General features: G+C 70.0%; 28 protein-coding genes, 1 tRNA gene and 1 pseudogene. 12 read left to right on the forward strand and 18 right to left on the reverse strand.

Annotation, left to right across the window (positions count from 1 at the left end; genetic code table 11):
* Positions 1–10 precede the first annotated feature (10 nt).
* Positions 11–439, reverse strand: a complete 429-nt coding sequence (locus tag K1X13_RS09985) for a helix-turn-helix transcriptional regulator (RefSeq protein ID WP_443678915.1) — start codon at positions 437–439, stop codon at positions 11–13.
* 279 nt (positions 440–718) lie between these two features.
* Between K1X13_RS09985 and K1X13_RS09990 the strand changes: the two genes are divergently transcribed.
* Positions 719–1312, forward strand: a complete 594-nt coding sequence (locus K1X13_RS09990; RefSeq protein ID WP_221024937.1) for a hypothetical protein — start codon at positions 719–721, stop codon at positions 1310–1312.
* Between the two features lie 103 nt (positions 1313–1415).
* The gene (locus K1X13_RS09995) at positions 1416–2252 is read left to right on the forward strand and encodes an alpha/beta hydrolase (protein ID WP_221024938.1); all 837 of its coding nucleotides are present in this window, start codon (positions 1416–1418) and stop codon (positions 2250–2252) included.
* 46 nt (positions 2253–2298) lie between these two features.
* On the opposite strand, the gene K1X13_RS10000 is transcribed toward K1X13_RS09995, so the two are convergent.
* The 4 genes from K1X13_RS10000 to K1X13_RS10015 form a co-directional block, all read right to left on the reverse strand.
* Positions 2299–2652 (reverse strand): DsrE/DsrF/TusD sulfur relay family protein, encoded by a 354-nt coding sequence (locus K1X13_RS10000; RefSeq protein WP_221024939.1) that lies wholly within the window; start codon positions 2650–2652, stop codon positions 2299–2301.
* Positions 2653–2766: 114 nt separating this feature from the next.
* Positions 2767–4083 (reverse strand): MFS transporter, encoded by a 1317-nt coding sequence (locus K1X13_RS10005; RefSeq protein ID WP_308249490.1) that lies wholly within the window; start codon positions 4081–4083, stop codon positions 2767–2769.
* A complete protein-coding gene (locus K1X13_RS10010) occupies positions 4080–5438 on the reverse strand; it encodes an MBL fold metallo-hydrolase (RefSeq protein ID WP_221024940.1) in 1359 nt (452 codons plus the stop codon). The genes K1X13_RS10005 and K1X13_RS10010 overlap by 4 nt, the downstream gene beginning before the upstream one ends.
* A gap of 59 nt (positions 5439–5497) precedes the next feature.
* Positions 5498–6175 carry an ArsR/SmtB family transcription factor gene (locus tag K1X13_RS10015; RefSeq protein ID WP_221024941.1) on the reverse strand — a complete coding sequence of 226 codons (678 nt, stop codon included), beginning with the start codon at positions 6173–6175 and terminating at the stop codon, positions 5498–5500.
* Between the two features lie 102 nt (positions 6176–6277).
* Between K1X13_RS10015 and K1X13_RS10020 the strand changes: the two genes are divergently transcribed.
* The 3 genes from K1X13_RS10020 to K1X13_RS10030 all read left to right on the forward strand — a co-directional run bounded on the left by K1X13_RS10020 (position 6278) and on the right by K1X13_RS10030 (position 9267).
* Entirely contained in the window at positions 6278–7051 is a 774-nt protein-coding gene (locus K1X13_RS10020; protein ID WP_221024942.1) for a methyltransferase domain-containing protein, read from the forward strand.
* Between the two features lie 79 nt (positions 7052–7130).
* Positions 7131–8996 carry a calcium-binding protein gene (locus tag K1X13_RS10025; RefSeq protein WP_221024943.1) on the forward strand — a complete coding sequence of 622 codons (1866 nt, stop codon included), beginning with the start codon at positions 7131–7133 and terminating at the stop codon, positions 8994–8996.
* An 85-nt stretch (positions 8997–9081) separates the two neighbouring features.
* Positions 9082–9267, forward strand: a complete 186-nt coding sequence (locus K1X13_RS10030) for a hypothetical protein (protein WP_221024944.1) — start codon at positions 9082–9084, stop codon at positions 9265–9267.
* 17 nt (positions 9268–9284) lie between these two features.
* Here the strand turns inward: K1X13_RS10030 and K1X13_RS10035 are convergent.
* A tRNA-Arg gene (locus tag K1X13_RS10035) sits at positions 9285–9357 on the reverse strand.
* A gap of 180 nt (positions 9358–9537) precedes the next feature.
* On the opposite strand from K1X13_RS10035, the gene K1X13_RS10040 reads away from it, so the two are divergent.
* The gene (locus K1X13_RS10040; RefSeq protein ID WP_221024945.1) at positions 9538–9891 is read left to right on the forward strand and encodes a hypothetical protein; all 354 of its coding nucleotides are present in this window, start codon (positions 9538–9540) and stop codon (positions 9889–9891) included.
* A gap of 279 nt (positions 9892–10170) precedes the next feature.
* A complete protein-coding gene (locus K1X13_RS10045; protein ID WP_221024946.1) occupies positions 10171–10455 on the forward strand; it encodes a hypothetical protein in 285 nt (94 codons plus the stop codon).
* A 147-nt stretch (positions 10456–10602) separates the two neighbouring features.
* Here the strand turns inward: K1X13_RS10045 and K1X13_RS10050 are convergent, their stop codons facing one another.
* From K1X13_RS10050 to K1X13_RS10070, 5 genes are all read right to left on the reverse strand, one after another.
* On the reverse strand, positions 10603–11232 hold the full coding sequence (locus K1X13_RS10050; RefSeq protein WP_221024947.1) for a class I SAM-dependent methyltransferase: 630 nt from the start codon (positions 11230–11232) through the stop codon (positions 10603–10605).
* A gap of 73 nt (positions 11233–11305) precedes the next feature.
* Positions 11306–12019, reverse strand: a complete 714-nt coding sequence (locus tag K1X13_RS10055) for a VOC family protein (protein ID WP_221024948.1) — start codon at positions 12017–12019, stop codon at positions 11306–11308.
* Positions 12016–12498, reverse strand: coding sequence for a GNAT family N-acetyltransferase (locus K1X13_RS10060; protein WP_221024949.1), 483 nt, complete (start codon positions 12496–12498; stop codon positions 12016–12018). The genes K1X13_RS10055 and K1X13_RS10060 overlap by 4 nt, the downstream gene beginning before the upstream one ends.
* Positions 12499–12575: 77 nt before the next feature.
* Positions 12576–12776, reverse strand: a complete 201-nt coding sequence (locus K1X13_RS10065) for a hypothetical protein (RefSeq protein WP_221024950.1) — start codon at positions 12774–12776, stop codon at positions 12576–12578.
* A 52-nt stretch (positions 12777–12828) separates the two neighbouring features.
* Complete coding sequence (locus tag K1X13_RS10070) at positions 12829–13200, reverse strand: SpoIIAA family protein (RefSeq protein WP_221024951.1); 372 nt, start codon at positions 13198–13200, stop codon at positions 12829–12831.
* Positions 13201–13332: 132 nt separating this feature from the next.
* On the opposite strand from K1X13_RS10070, the gene K1X13_RS10075 reads away from it, so the two are divergent.
* Both K1X13_RS10075 and K1X13_RS10080 read left to right on the forward strand, forming a co-directional pair.
* A complete protein-coding gene (locus K1X13_RS10075; RefSeq protein WP_221024952.1) occupies positions 13333–13872 on the forward strand; it encodes a DinB family protein in 540 nt (179 codons plus the stop codon).
* A gap of 79 nt (positions 13873–13951) precedes the next feature.
* Complete coding sequence (locus tag K1X13_RS10080) at positions 13952–14701, forward strand: class I SAM-dependent DNA methyltransferase (protein WP_221024953.1); 750 nt, start codon at positions 13952–13954, stop codon at positions 14699–14701.
* A gap of 10 nt (positions 14702–14711) precedes the next feature.
* On the opposite strand, the gene K1X13_RS10085 is transcribed toward K1X13_RS10080, so the two are convergent.
* The 6 genes and pseudogenes from K1X13_RS10085 to K1X13_RS10110 all read right to left on the reverse strand — a co-directional run bounded on the left by K1X13_RS10085 (position 14712) and on the right by K1X13_RS10110 (position 18677).
* Positions 14712–15083, reverse strand: coding sequence for a hypothetical protein (locus K1X13_RS10085; RefSeq protein ID WP_221024954.1), 372 nt, complete (start codon positions 15081–15083; stop codon positions 14712–14714).
* Between the two features lie 155 nt (positions 15084–15238).
* Positions 15239–16180, reverse strand: coding sequence for a S1C family serine protease (locus K1X13_RS10090; RefSeq protein ID WP_221024955.1), 942 nt, complete (start codon positions 16178–16180; stop codon positions 15239–15241).
* A gap of 161 nt (positions 16181–16341) precedes the next feature.
* Positions 16342–16824: an SRPBCC family protein gene (locus K1X13_RS10095; protein ID WP_221024956.1), complete on the reverse strand. Its 483-nt coding sequence runs from the start codon at positions 16822–16824 to the stop codon at positions 16342–16344.
* Between the two features lie 40 nt (positions 16825–16864).
* Positions 16865–17959: an alpha/beta fold hydrolase gene (locus K1X13_RS10100; protein WP_308249491.1), complete on the reverse strand. Its 1095-nt coding sequence runs from the start codon at positions 17957–17959 to the stop codon at positions 16865–16867.
* 55 nt (positions 17960–18014) lie between these two features.
* Positions 18015–18308 (reverse strand): annotated as a pseudogene (locus K1X13_RS10105) (ester cyclase); the annotation flags it as partial.
* Between the two features lie 213 nt (positions 18309–18521).
* Complete coding sequence (locus K1X13_RS10110) at positions 18522–18677, reverse strand: hypothetical protein (RefSeq protein WP_221024958.1); 156 nt, start codon at positions 18675–18677, stop codon at positions 18522–18524.
* A 288-nt stretch (positions 18678–18965) separates the two neighbouring features.
* On the opposite strand from K1X13_RS10110, the gene K1X13_RS10115 reads away from it, so the two are divergent.
* The 3 genes from K1X13_RS10115 (at position 18966) to K1X13_RS10125 (ending at position 21251) form a co-directional block, all read left to right on the forward strand.
* Positions 18966–19115 (forward strand): hypothetical protein, encoded by a 150-nt coding sequence (locus tag K1X13_RS10115; protein WP_221024959.1) that lies wholly within the window; start codon positions 18966–18968, stop codon positions 19113–19115.
* Between the two features lie 433 nt (positions 19116–19548).
* Positions 19549–19782, forward strand: coding sequence for a hypothetical protein (locus K1X13_RS10120; RefSeq protein ID WP_221024960.1), 234 nt, complete (start codon positions 19549–19551; stop codon positions 19780–19782).
* 266 nt (positions 19783–20048) lie between these two features.
* Positions 20049–21251, forward strand: a complete 1203-nt coding sequence (locus K1X13_RS10125) for an LCP family protein (protein WP_221024961.1) — start codon at positions 20049–20051, stop codon at positions 21249–21251.
* A gap of 45 nt (positions 21252–21296) precedes the next feature.
* Here K1X13_RS10125 and K1X13_RS10130 read toward each other — a convergent pair whose 3' ends face one another.
* Positions 21297–21845 carry a type 1 glutamine amidotransferase domain-containing protein gene (locus K1X13_RS10130; protein ID WP_221024962.1) on the reverse strand — a complete coding sequence of 183 codons (549 nt, stop codon included), beginning with the start codon at positions 21843–21845 and terminating at the stop codon, positions 21297–21299.
* Positions 21846–21969: the final 124 nt, after the last annotated feature.

The following is a 21969-nucleotide window of genomic DNA, read 5'->3' on the forward strand; positions in this document are numbered from 1 at the left end:
GCCCGCAACGCTAGGGCGCCGCGGCCGGAACCGCTTCTCCGTTCCTGCTCGGTCGCGTCCGGTCCTTCGCGACACAGGCCGGCACGACCGCGCCCGGGTCGTGGTCACGGGCGCGGTAGGCGGTGGGGCTCTCGCCGACCAGCTCGGTGAAGCGTGAGCTGAACGAGCCGAGCGACGTACAGCCGACCGCCATGCACACCTCGGTCACCGTCAGGTCGCCGCGGCGGAGGAGGGCCTTGGCGCGCTCGATGCGGCGGGTCATCAGATAGGCGTACGGCGTCTCGCCGTACGCCGAGCGGAACTGCCGGGAGAAGTGCGCCGGTGACATGAGCGCGGCCTGCGCGAGGGCCGGTACGTCGAGCGGCCGGGCGTACTCGCGGTCCATCAGGTCGCGCGCGCGGCGCAGATGGGCGAGGTTCGCCAGCTCCTCGGGGGTCACCCGACCAGCGTATTCCGCGCACGGGTCGGGCGTGGTGCACACGAGCTGTCCACCTACGGCGGGCGAGCGGTCGGCTGCGCACGAAGGGGATGTGATTCGAACGAGAATTGTCCATCTAATTCCTATTTGCCTGGCTTTTCGTTAAAGATAAAACAGGAATATCGGCGATTGCTTTCAGTAGTGGAGGGGAACAGGCTGCAGATAAGCGATCGGATTTCGAGGGGAGCCATCATGAATTTCTCGGGAGCAACAGGAAGGGCTCGGGTCATCACCGCGAGCGTGACCGCGTGCGCGCTCGGCGCACTGGTCCTTCCCGGGGCGTCGGCGGCACCTGGCGGGTCGGCCTCGGCCGGCGCCGGCGGCATGCCGACCACGGTCATGGAGCGAGCAGTCAGCGCGCCCGGCACGATCACCTCGCGGGTGCGGGGCACGTTCGGGAAGGCTGGGACGGTCAGGGGGACCTTCGCCCCGGACCGGTTCCTCGTCCAGCGTGGGCAGGCGTACGCGAACGGGGTGCTGACGGCGACGCTTCGCCGCGGCAACGGCGACGTCGTGGGCAGTGTGACCAGGCGCGTGACCATTCCGGTCAAGAGCGGAACCGCGAGCGCGAGCCGTGACGCCGGTCTGACGGCGGCCCAGGGCGAGGTCTGCGACATCTTGAACCTGGTCCTCGGGCCACTGGATCTGAACCTGCTGGGCCTCGAGGTCCACCTCAAGCGCGTCGTGCTCGACATCGTGGCTCGCCCGGGAGCGGGCAACCTGCTCGGCAACCTGCTGTGTGCGGTCGCCGGCCTCCTTGATGGCACCGGACTGCTCAACGAGCTGCGGCTCGCCAATGCCCTGAATCGGATCTTGGCCCTACTGCGGATTTAATTGGAATGTTCCGCTCGTAAGGCTGGATGCAATGACAGAGCGGAGCCAGATCCGGGCGTCTGGCCAGCTTTGCGGGGGCGGCCTCCCAGGAACACCATGAGGAATGGTCACGCGAGCGGGGTCCCGGCGGGGGATCGTGCTGGGCCTCGTGACCGTGCTCCTCGTGGGGTTGGCGGTCGGCATGTTGACGGCGCTGCAGCGGCAGCTGATCTACTTCCCGGACTCGACGACGGTCCCGTCGGCCGGGGAGGTGATCGAGGGGGCCCGCGACGTCACCCTGCGCACGTCGGACGGAGTGGCGCTGGGTGCGTGGTTCGTGCCCGCGAGCCCGTCTTCGGACACGCACCTGGCCGTGCTCGTCGCGCCTGGCAACGGTGGCAACCGGTCGGGTCGGGTGGGTCTGGCGACCGAGCTGAGCCGGCGGGGGCTCGCCGTGGTCCTGATGGACTATCGCGGGTACGGCGGGAACCCGGGCAGCCCGAGCGAGGACGGGCTCGCCAGGGACGCCATGGCTGCGGCACTGGCACTCGACGAGCTGGGCTACCCGGCGGAGCGGACGATCTACTTCGGTGAGTCGTTGGGCGCGGGTGTGGTGACGGCGCTGCAGGCGCGACGTGCGCCGGCGGGTGTGGTGCTGCGGTCACCGTTCCCCGAGCTGGCCGACGTGGGAGCGCACCACTATCCGTGGCTACCCGTGCGGCTGTTGCTGCAGGACAAGTTCCGGGTCACCGAGCTCCTGTCCGACAGCGAGGTGCCGGTGACCGTGATCTACGGGGACCGGGACTCGGTCGTGCCGCCCGGGCTGAGTGCCCGGGTGGCCGACGAGGCCACGTCGCTTGCCGAAAGAGTGGTGATCCGCGGGGCGGACCACAACGACGAGGTCATGTTCGGGCCGCGCGTGGCGGACGCGGTCGCCCGTCTCGCGAAGGCGGTCGGGTGACGGCGCGGTCGGGTACGCCGACGAGCGCCGACCGTGGAGCCCCGGATCAGAACGTCATCACGGGGTCGGACTCGACGGTCCAGGCTGCGAGCTCGTCCATGGTCGAGCGGGGGGCCTCCGGGATCAGGTGGGCCTCGGTGAGCCCGCGGGCGTCCATGCACGTGCCGCAACAGGCGATGTGGCCGCCGTGGCGAGCGAGCGTGGTCAGCATCCGGTCGAGCGTGTAGTAGCCGTTCGGCGTCTTCTGTCCGGCAATGGCGCAGGTCACGGCGTCGCCCATCAGGAACAGCGACACCTCGGCGTCGTCCCGTCGGGCGAGTGCGAGCGCGAGACGAAGCGCGTTGAAGGTCTCGTCCGCGCCGTACGCCGGACCGTTGACGATGATCAGGATCTTCCTCACAAGTCCACAGTTGCCTGCCGGTGAGGTGGCCAACCAGGGACGAAAGGCTCTCGAAGGCGTGGCGGAGGGCGGTTTCCGAGCCCGGGTCCGGCTCCCCGACGCCCCGCGGCCAGGTCAGGTCTCGTTCGTCACGTCCTGCTCGGCTGGGGTGGGTCGGTGATGCGTTTCGTACATGCGGACAGCGACCACGAGACCGGACAGTGCCGTCAGTCCGGCAATGGCCCAGATGGCGGTGTGGATGCCGAGGGCGTCGGCGAGAAGACCGGCGAGCAGGGCGCCGACGGCGAAGCCGCCGTCCCGCCAGAGTCGGTAGACCCCGACAGAGCGGGCGCGCCAGGCCGGGTGGGCCACGTCGCCGATAGCCGCGAGAAGGGTGGGGTAGACCATCGCGGTCCCGGCGCCGAGGAGGGTGGCGGCGAGGGCCCAGACGGTGAACACGTCGGCGAGTCCGATCAGTGCGAGGGCGATGGCTTGCAGCCACATGCCTGACGCGATCATCCACTTGCGTCCCCACCGGTCCGACAGGGCGCCGGTGAACAGCTGGCCGAGACCCCACACGGCCGGGTAGAGCGCGGCGAGGACCCCGATCTTCCCGACGGACAAGCCGGCGCCGGCGAACAGGATCGGGAAGAGGCCCCAGGCCAGTCCGTCGTTGAGGTTGTTCACCAGCCCGGCCTGGCTGGCCGCGGACAGGGCGGGTTCCTTGAAGCTGGTCTGGATGAACACCTGGCCGTTGCTCAGCTCGCGGTGGAGGTGGTCGTGCCTGCCGTCGGCGCGCGCGACGTGGCTGGCGGCGTCGAGCCGGGCGTGTTCGCGGGTCTCCTTGACCGCCAGGGTGGACAGACCCAGCCCGAGGGCCACGAACGCGATGCCGAGGAAGAAGGGTGCCGGACGCAGGCCGTAGGACTCTGCCAGGTAGCCGGTGGCCAGCGCCGTTGCGGCGACGGCGGTGTACCCGGCGGCCTCGTTCAACCCCATCGCGAGACCTCGACGTGCGGGCCCGACCAGGTCGATCTTCATCACGACGGTGGTGGACCAGGTCAGACCTTGGCTGATGCCGAGGAACAGGTTCGCGACCAGGACCCACTCCCACGACGGCGCCCAGATCAACATCAGCGGTACCGGCACCGCGACCAGCCAGCCGGCGACCAACACCGGCTTGCGGCCGAAGCGGTCCGACCAGGTGCCGGCGAAGTAGTTGGTGGCGGCTTTGGCCAGCCCGAAGACCAGGATGTAGCCCAGCCCAGCGGTGTACGCCGTGATCCCGAACTCCTGCTCACCCAACAGCGGCAGGACGGTGCGCTCCTGGCCGAGCATGCCGCCCACGAGAGCGTTGACCGCCACGAGCAGGGTGAACTGGGCGGCGTTCTGCCGCAGCCCGAGCTCGATCGGACGGACGCCGGCAGTGCCGGGCTTGGTCGCCGGCCTCACGCGCGGACCTCGAGCGGCGTGCCCGTGGCTTCCGCCCAGTCCTGGGGCCCTCCGGCCATTACCGAGACGTCGCGGTGGCCGGCGCGCGCCAACAGGCTCGCTGCGCCCATGGCGCGTTCGCCGTGACCGCACATCACCACCGTCGGGTCGGCGGGCACGTCGCCAGCGCGGAAGGCCAGCTCTCCGAGCTCGACATGGTCAGCGCCGGGCACGTGCCCGGTGGCGAACTCGCTGTCCTGACGGATGTCGAGCACTCTCTCGCCGGCCAGGCTGGCCGCTGCGACCAAGGGGATCGTCGTGGTGGGCTCACCGGCTGCGACCCATCCGGCGATGCCGCCGTCGACCTCGCCGGCGATCCGGTCGTAGCCAACCTTGCGGGCCTGCCAGACGATCTCAGCGGGGTCCTGGTCGGCGTTGCGGACGATGACGATCGGCCGGGTGGCATCGACGAGCCAGCCGAGCCAGGTGGCGAACGCTGCCCGGAGCGGGATGGAGACCGAGCCCGGGACGTGGCGGGCGCCGAAGTCGGCTATCGGCCGTACGTCGACCACCTCGGCGCCGGACGCCCGCAGGCGAGCCACCTGTGTGGGTGCGACGGGACGGAGGCGGTCACCCTCGACGAGGGCGGGGCCACGACGGTTGATCTCGCCGAGACGGAGGAAGTACGGCGGGAACGCGCCGAGGGACGCCAGCAACTGCTGGAGGAAGGCGTCCTCGCTCGGCGCCCGGAGCAGGGTGTTCGTGGCTCGTTCGGTCCCGATCGTCGACGTGCGCTCCGCACCGGGCGGTGCGGAGCAGAACGAGCCCGCACCATGGGTCGGCCACACCGCGACCTCGTCGTCGAGCCTCGCCAGGCGCTGAAGCGACCGGTACTGGGCGCGGGCCAGGGCCTCGGTCTGCTCCGGGGAGACGAGGTCGGTGCGGGCTGCGGACCCGACGATCAACGAGCCGCCGGTGAACACCCCGACCGTCCGGGAACCGTCGAGAACCTGGAAGGCGATGTGTTCGTGGGTATGACCGGGGGTGGCCAGCGTCCGCAGCGTCAGGCCGCCGAGGTCTACCTCGTCCCCGTCACTCAGACCGGTGTGCGGGTACTCCCGGTTCCCGGCCGCGGACGCCAGGACCTGGGCGCCGTCGGACGCCGCGAGCTGCAACGCGCCGGTCAGGAAGTCGGCGTGCAGATGGGTGTCTGCGGCATACGCGACAGTCAGCCGGCGGCGTCCCGCAGCCTCACGCAGCGCACGCAGGTCACGGCTCGCGTCCACCGCCAGCGCGCGCCCGTCCCCGAGGTCCAGCAGGTATGCGGAGTTGCCCAGTCCCTCGTCGACCAGAGGAATCACGTCGAGCTCACTCACTGGATCTCCTTCCTCGTCGAACCGCACCGCGGTCGGCTTTGCAGGTTCGCGTCCGTTGCTCACGACGGCACCGCGGCCTCACGCTCCACGGGCAGGCGCAATGCCGCCCATTCGGGAAAACCGTCCTCGAGCCGAGCCGCCGAGCGGCCCGCCGCCGACAGCGCACGCACCGCCTCGTCGGCGTACACGCAGTAGGGCCCCCGGCAGTAGGCGACCACGTCCGCACCGGTAGGTATCTGCCCCAGACGTGCCTCTAGTGCGCCGATCGGTACGGAGATCGCGCCCGGGATGTGACCAGCCGAGTACTCCGGCTCGGGCCTCACATCGAGCACGACGACGTCGCCTTCCCGGAGCCGCGCTCGAAGCTGGTCCCGCGTCATCGTGGCCAGCGCGCCGCGGTCACCGACGTAGTCCTCGGCGAGCCGCCCGAGGTCGACCACGTGCTGCTCGGCCACCTGCCGCATGGTCTGCCACAGCGTGCCGACGAGGGGGCTGGCCAGCGAGTAGTGGATGCGGTTGCCGTCGCGGCGGGTTCGCACGAGGCCTGCTCGGAGAAGTCGCTGCAGGTGCTGGGACGTGTTGGCGACGCTCTGGTGGATCTCGGTCGCCAGGTCCTCCACGGACCGCTCGCCCTGGAGGAGTACGTCGACGAGCTCGGCCCGTCGTCCGTTGGCCAGCGCCTTGGCCGACTCGGTCAGCGCATCGAACAGCGCGACCTTCGCTCGGTGGTCCGACACTGCTGCCTCCTCTGTCCAGACCTATTCAAGAACTCTCTTGACATTATCTGAAGGCGAGGAGTTTATTCAAGTATTCACTTGAACTGATGGAGGAGGCGCCCGATGACCACGACCACAGTGGATGTCGATCAGCTCGAGGCGAAGGTCAAGGACATGTACCGCCTCGTGGCACAGGAGCCCCAGGGCAGATTCCACTTCGAGCTTGGCCGGGAGCTCGCCGTGCGCCTCGGGTACGACCCAGAACGGCTTGCCGCGGTCCCGCCGGGTGCCGTGGACTCGTTCGCGGGTGTGGGTCACTTCTTCGACCTGGCCTCCCCGGGACCCGGCGAGACCGTCGTGGACCTGGGGAGCGGCGCGGGCATGGACGCCTTCTATGCAGCCGGCCTGGTCGGTCCGACCGGGCACGTGGTGGGTGTCGACTTCACGACCGAGCAGCTCGCGAAGGCTCGACGGCTCGCCACGGAGACCGGTGTGGCCCAGATCGAGTTCCGCGAAGGGCGCATCGAGGCACTTCCGGTCGCGGATGCCGTTGCCGACTACGTGATCTCCAACGGCGTCATCAACCTCTGCCCGGACAAGGCCACCGTGTTCGCGGAGGCGGCGCGGGTGCTCCGACCCGGCGGCATGCTCGCCATCGCGGACATCGTTACCGAGCGGCCGCTCACCGAGGCCATCGTCTGCAACGCGGACCTGTGGGCCTCCTGCATCGGCGGCGCTCCCCAGAAGGACACGTATCTCGGGTTGATCGAGGCTGCGGGCTTCACCGTCGAACGGGTGCGCGCCAACCCGTACGCGTTCCTCTCCGCCCAAGCGCGCAGCGCCAGCCTCAGCTACGGGGTCAAGAGCATCTCGGTGCTCGCCGCAAAGGGATCCTGACGAGCCCTGGCCCGGGATCCGCCGATCCGGGCGCGGCGCCCGGGCGCTGGCCGCTGTGGCGCAGGTGAAAACTCCCCGCTTGTCCTGGTCGACACGACCCGGAGGCCCTAGCCTGATCCCACATATCTCGCGAAAGGTCCGAACCGCCGTGCGCCCTCGGCCGCTCCACGTCCTCTGCTCGGTCTTCTTGTTGTGCGGCACGGCACTGTCGGTGGTAGCCCCGGTGGCTGCCAGTGCAGCGACGTCCACGTCATGCACGATCCGCGGGACTGCGAAAGCCGAGGTGCTGGTCGGGACCTCGCGTCGCGACGTGATCTGCGGCCTCGGTGGTGCAGACGTCGTGCGTGGACGCGGCGGCGACGACCTCCTCAAGGGCGGCGCCGGGCCTGACCGACTCGTGGGCGGCACCGGGGCCGACGTTCTTCTCTCCGGAGGAGGAGCCGACAGGGTCTATGGCGGCGACGGAACCGACCGGGTTCGCGGTGGGGCGATGGCAGACATGCTCGACGGAGGTGACGGCGCCGACTTGTTGTACGGCGACCTCGGAGCCGACCGGCTCTCGGGCGGCCTGGGCGGGGACCGTGTGGTCGGCCAGGCGGGCGCGGACGTGCTGAGGGGCGCCGGAGGAGCGGACACACTCCTGGGCGGTGACGGCAACGACGACCTCGACGGGGGTCCCCAGCCCGACACGCTCGACGGCGGGGCCGGCACGAACTGGTGCACAGTGGGCGCAGACGACGTCCAGCACCGCTGTGTCTACGACCTCGCGCCACCGCAAGCGCTCCAGGTGACCACGTCGGCCACCCAGGTGGATGTCACCGACGCTGACCGGGAGGTCACCGTGCGCGTCCATGTCACCGACGACACCGGAGTCGGATCCGTCCGGGTCGGTTCGTTCGAGCAGGCCGACGACTTCCCCATGGCGCCCGCGATGCTTGATTCCGGCACCGTCCGCGACGGCTGGTGGGAGACCACCCTGGTGTTCCGTCGTTGGAGCCTGCCAGGTACCTACCGCTTCAGCATCTACGTCAGAGACAGGATCGGACGCGCGTCGTCCGCTCAGTTCGAGGACCCTGTCATCGAGGTGCGTGACGCCACTCCGGACACCGAGCTTCCCCGTGTCACAGTGCTCTTGAGCCCCACCCCGGACACGACAGTCGACGTGCGGACCCAGTACTCGAGCGTGCTGGTGAAGGCTCGGCTGACCGACGTGCTGTCGGGGGTGTCGGACGCTCAAGCGTGCATCCACGAGCCGCTGGTCGACGGGCGAGAGATCGCAATGTACTGCGCCACGATGCGTCGGCTCAGCGGTGACGTCCACGACGGGGTCTGGAGCGCCGACCTCGGGGTCGACAGGGGAGCTGTCTCGGGCGACTGGAACGTCGAGATCTCCACGACGGACCGTGCCCACGCGGAGACGTGGACGTCCATCTCATGGCTCGGCCCCGACCTGTGGATGTGGGCCGGGGGCGCGGACCCGGCGACCAAACAGCCTCTCCCCGACGACAGGGGCAGGTTCACCGTCATCGGCCGACCGCGGATGAATGACAGCACCCCGCCGGAGATCGTGTCCGCTGTCCCCTCACCGACTGAGGTGGACACGCTGGCCGGCCCTGCCAGGGTGGACTTCGCGGTCCGGGCCACGGACACCTCCGGCTCAGGCGTCAGCGGGGTCGGGGTACGTCTGGTGTCCGCGGACCCGAACGGCCCCCGGGACCTCTACGAGTCGCTCACGATGACGAGCGGCGACGCCCTTGACGGCACCTGGACCGACTCCATCGTGCTGCCGCAGGGCACACCACCGGGTACCTACTACCTCGAGGTCATCACCTGGGACCAGATCGACAACCAGCAGACGTACGTCTCCTCGGGACATCCCGACGCTGGCTCCTTCGACTTGCTCCCGGGCGACCCGACCGTCACCGTGGTCGAATCCACCCCGTAGACACAGGCTGTTCACAGGGGGACACGTCAGCACGGTCGGACGACCAGTTGCGGCACACCGCAGCCTCGGTCAAGCGGTTCAGCGGATGCTGGGCCACGTCTCGGCCACCATCACGCTGGGCCGCTACGGCCACCTGTTCCCGGACGAGCTCGACGCGGTGGCTGCGCGACTGGACGAGGCGGCCCGCCAGGCGGGTGTGTACAGGATGTGTACCGAGGTGGATCCGATGCTGTTCGACGAGGAGGTGCCGGATCGTGAAAAGGCCGTCTGACCTGCGCTTTTGCTGGGTGCCCCCGGCAGGATTCGAACCTGCGACGCACGGTTTAGGAAACCGACGCTCTATCCCCTGAGCTACGAGGGCGGAGCATGGCTGAAACCCTCGCTGCAAAACTCGATGCAACCCAGGCGGGCCATGCACCGGACAGCGTAGTCGACACCGTCCCGTGGGTGCTTCGCTGGTCAGTCGTGGCTGACCGGCGCGCGGAGTGCGGCATGTGTCGACGTCCGGCGGTGCCGTCCGCACGCTGCCTAGAGTGAACCCATGGAAGCCGAGGTGTCACTCGCTGCAGCGGGAGCCGCAGTCCTCGCTGGCCTCGGCTATTTCCTGCTCCAGGCGCTGGGAGAGGTTGCGGCTGACGAGGCGAAGGAGGCGGCGTTTCGGCGGCCCTCGCTGGCCATGCGCCGAAGACGCCACCGCGGCCTGACGAAGGCGGGCTTCCTCTGCGCGGTGTTGGCGTTCGGCTCAGCCTTCCTGTGGCTGGCTGTGATCACCAACGACTTCCAGGACGACGCCAGAGATGCCCGCATGTTGCTGGCGCTGGTCGCGATCTTCGGCGTGACTGCCGTCTGTCTCCTTGCCGCGTGGTGGCGACGTGCCGTAAAGCCGCCGCACTAGGCGCGGGACCAGGCGGATCGCGGCATAGATGGACGTTCTGCGGAGGACTCGTTGGCCGGCTGCGTCGGTCACGTGAACGGTCTCTGGACCTGCCTCGGACCGGCTCGGGTGGTGGCCTGCGTGAAGGCGACCCCGCAAACACCGCCCCGGATCCTGGCGAGCCGTCAGCCCCCCTGCGGTGTTGCGATGGTTTTGGGCCCGGCTCGGGCCCGGGCACTGGTGATCCGCCGTAGGGCGTGGCACCGGGTCGGCCCGACGCCACCCCCATATCCTCCGCGCATGGACACCAGTGCCGAGGCCCGCGTCGTCGCCTCCTTCACGTTCATCGTTGCGCTGCTTCTCGGCGCCTGGGGCGCGCTCGACAACCTGATCACCAGGCTGCTGGCCGAGTCGGAGCTCGCCGGCCTCGGCATCGCGCTGATGCCCTTCGCGGCGACCGCGGTGGCGTTCCAGGCGGCGAAGGCAGCGGAGGCCGCGTGGGCGCGGGTGCTGGGCGGTGCCGCCGTGATGCTCGGTGTCCTCAGCAGCCTCGGCGGGGTGCTCTACTTCCTCGCGAGTTACTGATTCCGCGCCGGTGACAGCGTCGGTTCCGGTCCCGCTCACCGAAACCTCGAGCAGCCATGGGTGGGCTCACCCCCCGTGCAGCCGCTCATCGGCACGACCGCGCTGTCTGCGCCATGAGCGGTTGACTCGAACGCCGTCACAGGCGCGTCAGGTGCGCCGGACCGCGTGCACCACCGCATCGACACCGGTGCCGACCACGGGTCGCGGCCGATCCTCTGCGACGAGGATCTCCCACTCACGCGGATCGAGAGCGTCGACGGCGGCATCGACGGACACCTGCACCTGACCCGCGGCGGGCGTGGGTGTGCCGGTCGCAGGGTCGACAGGGCGGTGACCAACCAGAAACAGCGCTCCGCCGGGAGCGACGCCTGCGCCGAGCCGCCTGACCATCTCGCCCACCTCCCCAGCTACGTGGACGTACAGACAACTGACGAGGTCGAAGCTCTCGGTCGTGGGGGCCCAGCTCCCGAGGTCTCCTTCGACCCACGTGATTCGGTCAGCCACATCCGGACCAACCGTCTGGGCCCGCGACCGACCGTGTTCGAGCGCGGTCACGGCGAAGTCGACCGCGGTGACCTGCCACCCGGACGCAGCGAGCCAGATCGCTTCCGACCCGTGCCCGCATCCGGCGTCGAGCGCCCGGCCTGGTCGGAGGTCTCCGAACTCCGCGAGCAGATGCGCATTCGGCGGGCGGCTCGCTACCGCGTCCGGGTGCTCACGTAGTGCCTGTTCCCAGCGCCGTTCCCAAGAGTCCCGGTCGAGGGATTCGTTGGTCATGGACTCCTCCTCGATCAAGTGTGACCGTACGGGACCCCGACGCCTCAGCCTGAGCGAGGCGGGCTCGCGAGTGTCATCGAGAGGACAGCACGCAGAACTCGTTGCCGTCTGGATCGGCCAGCACCACCCAGCTGACGTTGCCCTGGCCGATGTCGACTCGGGTCGCCCCCAGGGAGACGAGACGGTCGACCTCAGCCTGCTGGTCGCCGCCGACCGGTGGAGCGAGGTCGAAGTGGAGCCGGTTCTTCCCGGTCTTCGGCGCCACCGGCGGGCCTCCCCAGGCGATCTTCGTACCGCCGCCCGGCGACTGGATCGCGGTCTCCTGGTCCTGGTCCCAGACCAACGGCCAGCCCAGCGCCTCGCTCCAGAAGTACCCGACCTGCCGCGAACCGTCACAGGTCAGCTCTCCGAGGAACCCGCAGTCGGCAAGGAAGTTGTTGCCCGGCTCGATCACGCAGAACTCATTGCCCTCGGGGTCGGCGAGCACCACGTGCTCATCCTCTGCGCCCTTGCCGATGTCGAGGTGCCGGCCGCCGAGCCCGAGCGCCCGAGCCACCGTCGACTGCTGGTCGTCGAGGGAGGTGCTCGTCAGATGGAGGTGCATCTGGTTCTGGCCGGCCCTCTGCTCCTGGGTCGGCTGGAACCGGATGCTGAACCCGGTGTCATCACTCGGCAGCAATGTCAGGCCGTCGTCGGCGACCTCCCGGTCCAGCAGGCCAGCCCAGAAGCGCGCGAGACGGTCGGGGTCGTGCGCATCGACGCAGAGCGCGACAAGGTGAGACGTCATCGGGCATCTCCGATCTGCTGACGGACCGCGTTCTCTGGCACGCCATTCTCGCGTCCCAACCACATCGCCATGCCGATCGACAGGTCTCGGTTCTCAGCGAAGCCGTGGCGCGCATACAAGCGTCGCCCCGGCGGATCTGCCATGAGCGATACACAGGCACCTGGCGGAGCTGCTTCGCGAACCCGGTCGAGCAACCATGTGAGGACCTGATTCCCGATGCCACGCCGCTGGTGAGGAGGCAGCACCGCCATGTCAACCACGTGGAAGTACCAACCGCCATCGCCGATCAGTCGCCCCATCCCCACCGTCGCGCCGTCCTCGACGTCAATGACGTGGCAGGCGACCCAACTGCCGGGCAGGGCACGATTCGCTTGCTCCAGAGTGCGGGGGGTCAGGCCTGAGTCCTGGCGTAGCCGCACGTAATCGGTCGGGGTCGGCACTCCGGCGTGCAGCGCGTAACCCTCCGGTGACTTCTCCATGGCACCACCATGTCAGCGGAGTCGCGACAAGAAGGGACGGCACCTCCAGCTCATCGCGGAGAAGCCGGACGCCGGCTCTACGCGAGCGCTGCACGGACGGCGAGTGCGATGGTGTCGCGTTCCGTCGCGGGGAGCCACTGAGCCTGGTCGTCAGTCATGTAGGCAAACACCCTGGGTCCGCGGGCGTCGTCGGGATGGTCCGGCAGTCTTGGGACCAGGTGGAGGTGCAGGTGGGAGAACCCCTCTGCCTCGGAGAACTGCATGAGGTACGTCTTCACGCAGCCGGTGATTGAGCGACGCTGGCGCGCTACCGTCCGGCGAGACGACGTGTCAGCCGGCGTCCTCAGCCGCCCAGCGCTTCGCGGACTCGAGGTCAGCGAGTGGAAACGCACGTGCTTGTCCGGGCCACAGGACACTGAAGATCTTGACCGCCGGACCCGCCCAACGCGCGTTGGTCACGACCGCGACCCGCTCGAACGACGCCGGGTGACGTGCGCCGAGCTTCAGGTCCGCCCAGACCGCCTCCCCCTCGTACTCGTCGAACTCCGGACCCAGCACGTAGACGACGCGGACCTTTCCGTGCTCGGCGAGGGCCGCGTCGACCGCGGGCACGATGACGTTCTCGTAATCCTCTTTCTCCACGTCATCGACCGCCTCGAGTCCGAGGACGCCGGCCGGCATGTCACGAAGAAGGCGGATCATGTCCAGCAGTCTCGTCGGGCTCCGTGGGTGCTGTAAATCCCCCCGACGAGCCACTGCGATCTAGCACGCGGGCCTGCCCACGCCCGGAAACCCGGTTGCGGCCGGCACGGTTTGTCGCAAAGGTCGTGAGCCATGAGCGACATGTGGGTGGACCCCGCCGACGATCCGCGCACCTTCGGCAACCCGAAGGGCGAGAAGGCGACACTGCGGGAGTACCTCGGCAACTACCGGCTGACCCTCGAGATGAAGTGCGGCGGTCTCGACGCCGAGCAGCTCGCCCGTCGCTCTGTCCCGCCGAGCACCCTGAGCCTGCTCGGCCTGGTCCGGCACCTGGCCCAGGTGGAGAACCACTGGTTCCAGAGGGTGCTGCAGGGGAGAGTCGACCGGCCCCGCCTGTTCAAGCGCGACGACGACAGGGACGCGGACCTCAACGGAGCGATCGCGGACCCGGCCGTCGTCGAGGAAGCGTTCGTGGCGTGGAAGGCGGAGATCGCCGCGGCCGACGAGTGGCTGGACGCGCTCGACGAGGGCGACCTCGGCCGTGAGGTGCCGTTCGACGAGGACACGGTCAGCGTCCGCGACGTCCTCGTCCATGTGATCGAGGAGTACGCCCGGCACGCCGGCCACGCCGACCTGCTGCGAGAGTGCATCGACGGCCGCACCGGTCAGTGAACCGGCGCGGCATGCGGAGCCCTCGCGTTGCCTCGCAGCCGTACGACGTCGTCGCGACTCCGTAGAAAGGACCGTCGCCATGCGCCAGGACGAGATCTGGGACGTCGATGCCGCCCAGCGGTACGACACCCCGGGCACCGGCATGTTCGCCCCCGAGGTGGTGGGGCCGACGGTCGACCGCCTCGCCGAGCTGGCAGGCGACGGCCGAGCGCTCGAGCTCGCGATCGGGACCGGTCGCGTGGCCGTCCCTCTGACCGAGCGCGGCGTACCCGTCACCGGCATCGAGCTGTCCGGTCCGATGATCGACCGGCTCCGCACCAAGGCCGCCGAGGACACGATCCCAGTGGTCGTGGGCGACATGGCCACCGCCCGAGCGCCGGGCGAGTACACGCTGGCCTACCTCGTCTTCAACACGATCTCCAACCTGCTGACCCAGGCCGAGCAGGTCGCATGCTTTCGGAACGCGGCGCGTCACCTCACGCCCGGTGGCCGCTTCGTCATCGAGCTGTGGGTCCCTGAGCTGCGCAGGCTCCCGCCCGGACAGCAGGCCACAGTCGGCCGGTCAGAGCCGGGCTACATCCTGTTGGACACCTACGACGTCCTGCACCAACACGTCGTCTCGCATCATTTCCACTTCGACGGCGGGAAGCAGGCGCAGCTCTTCCGGAGCCCGCACCGCTACGTCTGGCCGGCCGAGCTCGACCTGATGGCGCAGCTCGCCGGGTTCGAGCTGGAGAGCAGGCATGCGGACTGGGCGGGGGCCGAGTTCACGGCGGAGTCCCGGTCGCACGTGTCGGTCTACCGGATCCCGGTTCAGAGCGGACTCTGACGACCCGCCGTCACTCGCCGTACGAGAGCTCCTTCTGGTTCAAGGCGTGGCGGGGACGCCGGCGTCCGGCTCGAGGACCCGTGCCGCGCAACAGCCGCGGGATCTGTCCGCCGTTCTTGATGCGCACGACGACCGGGGCCCGCTTCGGGGGTGGAGGGGGCAGCCGTTCTCCGGGACGCGCCGGCAACCGGGTGGGACTCGGCAGGTCCTGGCGGCCGCGGAAGACCATCCCGAAGAGCTCCACCTCGTCGGCCGCCTCCTTGAGCCACATCTCGAAGCAGCCCTCGATCACCGCCAGCGCCCCCGGGCTCTTGACCGTGACCCCGAGGCCCGCCTGCCAACCGGCTCGGAACGCCTCGAGCAGCGCGTCATGTTCGTTCACTGGGCGACTACCCGTCATGGACGACCCCCTCTCCTCGGTCCAAGCACACCACTTGACCCGGGGTCGGCGACATCGGTACAGCGAGGCAGCCCGGCACGCACGAACGGGCTATGGCCCGCATCGGGTCCATCGTGCAGAATCCCCGGCCGGGCGCGTCAGTCGGAGAGCTCGGCGGGGAACGCGACCGCGTCCACCAGGGCGCCGTTGCGCAGCACGGTGATCTCCATCCGAGCCCCGATCGACTCCTCGAACAGCAGGCGCTGCAGCGACTGCGCGTCGCCGAGCGGCGTCCCCGAAACCGCGAGGATGAGGTCGCCGGGGCGGAGGCCGCTGGACGACGCCGGACTGCCCGCGATGACCTCGACGACGCGCAGGGCCTGGCGCTGTCCTCCCCGGGCCGCCCAGTCCGGAGGCAGGGGAGCCGGCGAGGTCACCAGTCCGAGGTAGCCGCGTCGTACCCGGCCGTCGTGCATGAGCGCGAAGATGATCCGCCGGGAGGTGGCGTTGATCGGCACGGCGAGCCCGAGCCCGACGCCGGCCACCGCGGTGTTGATGCCGATGACGCGGCCCCGGGAGTCGGCGAGGGCTCCGCCCGAGTTGCCCGGGTTCAGCGCTGCGTCGGTCTGGATGACGTCCTCGACGATGCGGGTGGCGTTGCGGGTGCGGACGGGGAGCGCGCGCCCGCGGCCGCTGACCACCCCGGCGGTGACGCTGCCGGCCATGCCCAGCGGGTTGCCCACGGCCACGACCAGGGTCCCGATCCGGAGGTCGTCGACGTCGCGGTAGACCGGCGGCTCCGTGGTCGGCCGGTCGGCCCGGACGATCGCGAGGTCCGCGAGCGGATCCCGGCCGACGATCTCCAGGGGCGCGACGCTGCCGTCGGCGAACGTGGCCTCACCGGCGTCGGCCTCGCCCACCACGTGCGCGTTGGTGAGCAGGTGCCCTTCGCTGGTGAGTACGACGGCCGAGCCGGAGGCCTCTCCGGGACGGCCGCGGCGGCGCACCTTGATCGCCGCCACCCGCGGCAGCAGCATCTCGGCGACGCCTGAGACGACCTGGGAGTACGCGTCGAGCGCGTCGTGCTCTGTCGGTTCCATCGTGACCCCTCACCCCCGCGAGGATGGAACGTCGACCGCGGCCCCGTGCTTCCCGCGGGCCGTTCGCCCTGAGAGAACAGCGCACCCATCCTCGACGGGGACGGTGACCTCCACACCCCGGGCGGACGGGAAGAGCCGCTCCAGTGCCGTCCTCAGGTCCATCAGGAGCCGCGCGCTTCCGGTGCGACCGCCGGGCCGCCCGGCTCGAGGAGCGCGCGCAGTCGCTCGAAGGAGTCCGACCAGCCATCCCGGTGCAGCGCGAGTCGGGCCTCGGTGGCGAACTCGCCCTGCGAGAGCGTCACCTCCGTGGCCTCGCCGACGGCGTCGAGAGCGAGCGTGGCGACGGTCTCCCGGTCGTCTGGATCGGGCTCCTCCCACGCGAAGGTGTAGACGAGGCGGCTCGGCGGGTCGATCTCGAGGAACGTGCCCGCGAGGTGGAACACGTCGCCGTCGGGTGGCTGCATGGAGAAGCGGTACCGGCCGCCGGGCCTGAGGTCGACCTCGAGCTCGGGCGTGGTGAAGCCGTGCGGCCCCCACCACCTCGCGAGCTCGGCCGGCTCCGTCAGCGCCCTGAAGACCCGCTGGCGGGGTGCGTTGAGCTCCCACCGCAGCTCCAGGACCAGATCCGCCGGTTGCGCGCTCATGGTCCGACTCTCCCACCGGACCCGGGCGAGAGGAGCGGCTTCACAGGTTCCGATCGAAGAACCGGACCGTCCGCTGCATCGACCGCTCCCAGGCGGCTTCGAAGGCGTGCGGCTCGCCGGGGTAGACGACCAGCCGGGCGTCCCGGTCGGACCGGTGCAGTGCACGCAGCGTCGCCCGCGACCAGCGGATCGGACACGACTCGTCCGCGGTGCCGTGGTGGATCAGCAGCGGCTCGCTGATCCGGTCGAAGAACGTCCGGGAGGAGAGGTCGCGGTAGGCGTCCGGGTTCCGGGTCGGCCGGCCCAGCCGGTCGAACACCTGCGCCGCCACGTCGGGTCGCTCGGGACGCGTCCACCGGTCGAGGTTGTCCACGAACAGCGAGCTCACCGGCGCGTACACGACCGCGGCGTCCACCAGTCCGGGCTTGGTGACCAGCGCGTTGTAGACGATCCCGCCGCCCATCGACCTCCCGAGCAGCCCGACCCGGTCGGGGTCGACGTACGGCGTCTTCCTCAGCGCCAGCACGGCGGTGATCACGTCCTCGGTGTAGCCGATGCGCGTCTCCCGGTCGAGGGTGCCGGTCGGGTCGGATCCGGCGTGGCCGCGGTAGTCCGTGTGCAGGACGACGTACCCGGCGCGGGCGAGGTAGTCCTGCTCGCGCATCAGGCCCTGCCCGGTGGTGTAGATGCTGGGCTCGATGTACCCGTGAGCGAGAACGAGCGCCGGGAACGGCCCGCGCCCGTTCGGGACGTTCAGGATTCCGGTCACGGTGAGCCCGTCGCTCTCGTACCGCACCTCGCTGCGCGTGTAGAAGCCGTAGTCCCCGACCTCGCGTACGACGCGCACGGGACCGCTGCGCAGCTCGTTCGCCATCACGGCCTGCAGCGACAGGGGTCTCGGGACACGGGGAACCTCCGAGGTGGTTGCGAACCCCGGCTGCGGCGACGTACCCGGCGACGTACCCGACGGCATGGCCGGGGGAGGGCCGGACTCGTCGGGGGCGGGTGGCGGTGCGGCCTCCGACGACCGCGGTGCGCCGGGCTGGGCCCGCGGTACGTCGGAGGTGCAGGCCGTCGCGGCCAGGAGCACGGCGACCGCCGCACCCTCGGACAGGAGACGTGCGAGCCCGGGCACACCTCGATTGTGCCCAGACCGCGGAGGGATCCCGAGGTTCGGCGTCCGGGGGACGCTAGGCGGTGACCTCTGCGGCCGCCGGCAGCTGGCTGGTGAGCGCGAGCATCGACAGGTAGGCGCGCAGCGCGGTGATCTGAGCGCCGGCCACGTCGTAGAAGACCGTGTAGGGGACACGGACCTCCGCCCCTGTGGCCGGGATGCCCGCGAAGTCGGAGACGTGCGTCGCCACGAACACGGCCTCGACCGCCGCGAGCCCGTCACCGCAGACCAGGTGCTTGAGCTCGGGAGACGCGTGGAACGTCTCCCTGTGCAGGGAGACGATCAGGTCGCGCACGGCCTCCCTGCCGCGGACCTCCTTGGTGACCCGTCGCGGCTACCTGCCGGACGGCAGGGCGCGGCAAGGGAGCCGAGCCCGTCTCTCCAGTGCATCGCGAGAAAGGGGTGGGCGACTGAGGCGAAGGTCCCGGCCGGAGCGATCCCGGCGGGTGGAAGACGGACGGGGCAGACCACCCGGACCGCCGCCGGCGTGCGCCGCGCGGGGGCGACCGGGTTGGCCCGGCCGTCAGGAGCCGTCGCGCTGTGCGGGGATCGACGGCGGGGCGGCCTCGTCGCGACGCGGGTGGCGCCGCTGCTGGACCAGCCTGACGACCTCGCGTCCTCCGACGGTGTCGAAGAAGTCGACCTGGTTGACATGGGCGTCGATCAGCCCGTACGTCAAATCGAAAAGATGCGGCCGACGGTGGTTGCTCGCGGGCTCAGCGGATGGCTTCGGGTGCCTGCGCATGACCCACCTCCTGACAGTTCTTTACCTCAGGCTGAGCCAGGGCAGGAGGGGGAGGCAGAGCCACAAGACCCTCGGCCGGACACCGATGGTCCCGAGGTTCGCGTACCCGGCGATAGGGCACGGACGAGACCCCGGGGCCACGTCCGGCGGTCGTTCCCGAACCGTGGACTCCCGCGACTTCCCGTGCCACGGTGGACACGACCCCTCACGAGGAGGTGCAGCATGGAACAGGCAGACCGTTCGACCTGCCCCGACTGTCACGCTCTGGTCGCCGACCTGGAGGCGCACGAGCGGTGGCACTCCCGCCTGGTGTCGGACCTCGCCAAGGCCGTCGAGAGCGAGCTCAAGCGCAGGCCGGCCGCCGCCGGCTGAGCAGTCCCACCCCGACCCTCTGACGAGCCCGGCCGGCGACATAAGGCCGGGTTTCTCGGCTCGGCTTCCACCCAAAGCGCCCTCGCCCTGCGTGTGGTGTGGTCGATGGACGGGCCGTGCTCGTGCCCCCGCGCTGATGTTGCTGGAACGCCTCCGCAGGCGCAGGCGGCCGGCCCCGGTGTCCTGGCGCGACGCGAACCGGGCGGCATAGACCGGTCCACGTCGCCGCTGCGGATCGAGTGGGGGAACCGCACGGGCTCCACGAAACGAATCGCGAAATCCGCGATCGGAAGGTTAATACCTTCGAACGTGGGGGAATGCTGCGTGGTGGCTCCGTCACGGGGGAGCGACCTTCGGGGGAAAGTTCAGCGGGTCTCAGGACGCCGAGACAGCGAGAACCATCTGCGAACTTCTCGGTCAAGGAGGATCGTTCATGTTCGACTCCGAAGCGTCGTCCGTACCGATGTGCACGGTGCGGCCGCACCCCATCAGTGGCTGGACACCCGAGCTGCACCTGTCCCACACGCCCCCGCCCGCCCCGTCGCCGGGGAGCATCTCGTTCCCCACCGTCGAGCAGGCCATCCAGTACGCCAAGAACCACTTCGGCCTCGGCATGATCAAGGTGGCCGACGAGCCGGCGCATCATCGCCGTCCCATCTCGGCCTGACGGCAGGTCGTCCCCGCGCGGCCTTCGGCCGAGGTGTCTCTGGGAGGTGCCACCTCGCGCTCGGCCGTACGGACGAACCGAATCGCACACGTGTGCGGTTGTGACACGCGCTCGCGCCGGGACCGTGTCACAACGGCACACGTGTGTGCCTGTCAGCCGGGTGACCGAAAGCGTCACATTGGTCGCCGCAGCCCCACGAGTGGCGTACCGTTTCCGGAGCAATGTCAGCCCGCGACTCCCGTCGCCTGGTCTCGACGAGAGAGTCAGTGTCCGAGTCCGTCACACCCCGCCGCCGCGCGACCCCTCCGCGCAGGCGACGCGTCGTCACCTGGGTCGCCGCCTCCGTCGCCGTCCTGCTGCTCACCGTCACGGTCGGCGGGTTCCTCGTCTACCGCCACCTCGACGGCAACATCACCGAGCTCGACACCTCGGACTTGCTCGGCACCGACCGGCCGGAGGCGTACGTCCCGACCGAGAACGTCCCGCACCGGCCGCTGAACATCCTGCTGCTCGGCTCCGACACCCGTGAGGGGCAGGGCATGAGGATCGGCGGGGAAACCCCCGGTCTGTCGGACACCACGATCCTCCTGCACCTCTCCGCGGACCGGGAGCGGGCGTACGGCGTCAGCCTGCCGCGTGACGCGATGGTCGAGCGGCCGTCGTGCGTGAAGGAGGACGGCAGCACCGACCCCGGCGGGCTGAGCATGTTCAACAGCGCCTACGCCGTCGGTGGGCCGGCCTGCACCCAGCGCACCGTCGAGCAGCTGACCGGGATCCGGATCGACCACTTCGTGGTCATCGACTTCGCGGGCTTCACGAACATGGTCGACGCCCTGGGCGGTGTCCCGGTGTGCGTGCCGACCGAGGTCAACGACACGATCGGCAACATCCACCTCCCGGCCGGGTCCTACGAGATGTCCGGGGAGCAGGCGCTCGACTACGTGCGGCTGCGCCACGAGCTGTCGGAGAACGGCGACATCGGCCGGATGAAGCGCCAGCAGGCGTTCCTCGCCGCCATGGCGAACAAGGCGATCTCGGCGGGGACGCTGACCAACCCGGTGCGGCTCTACTCGTTCCTCGACGCGGCCACCAAGTCGCTGACCACCGACCCCGGGCTGGCCAGCCTGAAGGAGCTCTCCGACCTCGCCGGCCAGGTCCGGGACATCGGCGTCGAGGACATCGCGTTCCTCACGGTCCCCTTCGAGACCTACGAGCCCGACCCGAACCGGCTCGTGTGGGCGCCGGAGGCAGAACGGCTGTGGGACCGGATCCGCACCGACGAGGACCTCTCGCGCAAGCAGAGCCGCTCGGTGACCACGGCCGCCGACGAGTCGGCCACCCCCACGGCGCCGACCGAGGAGCCCTCGTCGTCGCCCTCGGAGGACCCATCGGACGGCTCCACGACAGAGCAGAGCCCGGCCTCCGAGGCCAAGGCCGAGCAGGCACGCGAGAACGGTCTCTGCGCCTGAGGCCCTGACCCGCGGAGCCGGGCCGGCTCGACGGGACGCGGGTGGTTACTCCTCGCGCTCGATGAACTCCACCAGCTTGGCGTTGAACGCCGGCAGGTCGCCGGGGTTGCGGCTGGTGATCAGGTTGCCGTCGACGACGACCTCCTCGTCCACCCAGTTGCCCCCCGCGTTGCGCAGGTCGGTCTGCAGGCTCGGCCACGACGTGACCGTGCGGCCGCGGACCACGTCGGCCTCGGCCAGCGTCCACGCCGCGTGGCAGATCGCCGCCACCGGCCTGCCGGACTCGAAGAAGGACCGCACGAACGCGACCGCGTCCTTGTCCATCCGCAGCGCGTCGGGGTTCGCGACCCCGCCGGGCAGCACGAGTGCTGCGTAGTCGGCCGGGTCCGCCGTTGCGACCGTCTGGTCGACGTCGAACGTGTCGGCCTTGTCGAGGTGGTGGAACGCCTGGACCGTGCCGGACTCGGGCGAGAGGAGCTTCGGCGTGCCGCCTGCCGCTTCGACTGCCTTCCACGGCTCGGTCAGCTCGACCTGCTCGATGCCTTCGCTCGCGACCAGGAATGCGACCTGCTTGCCGCTCAGCTCGTCAGACATGAGATCTCCTTTCACGGAATCGGGCCCTCCGGCGTCAGCCGGGGGTGTCCTCCGGTGTTAACCGACTCACCCGTCCCTAAACATCGTTTGCCCCCCGGTGACCAGGGGCACTCTCCGGGCCGGA

Source organism: Nocardioides jiangsuensis (assembly GCF_019679455.1).
In the GTDB taxonomy this organism is placed as follows: Bacteria; Actinomycetota; Actinomycetes; order Propionibacteriales; family Nocardioidaceae; genus Nocardioides_C; species Nocardioides_C jiangsuensis.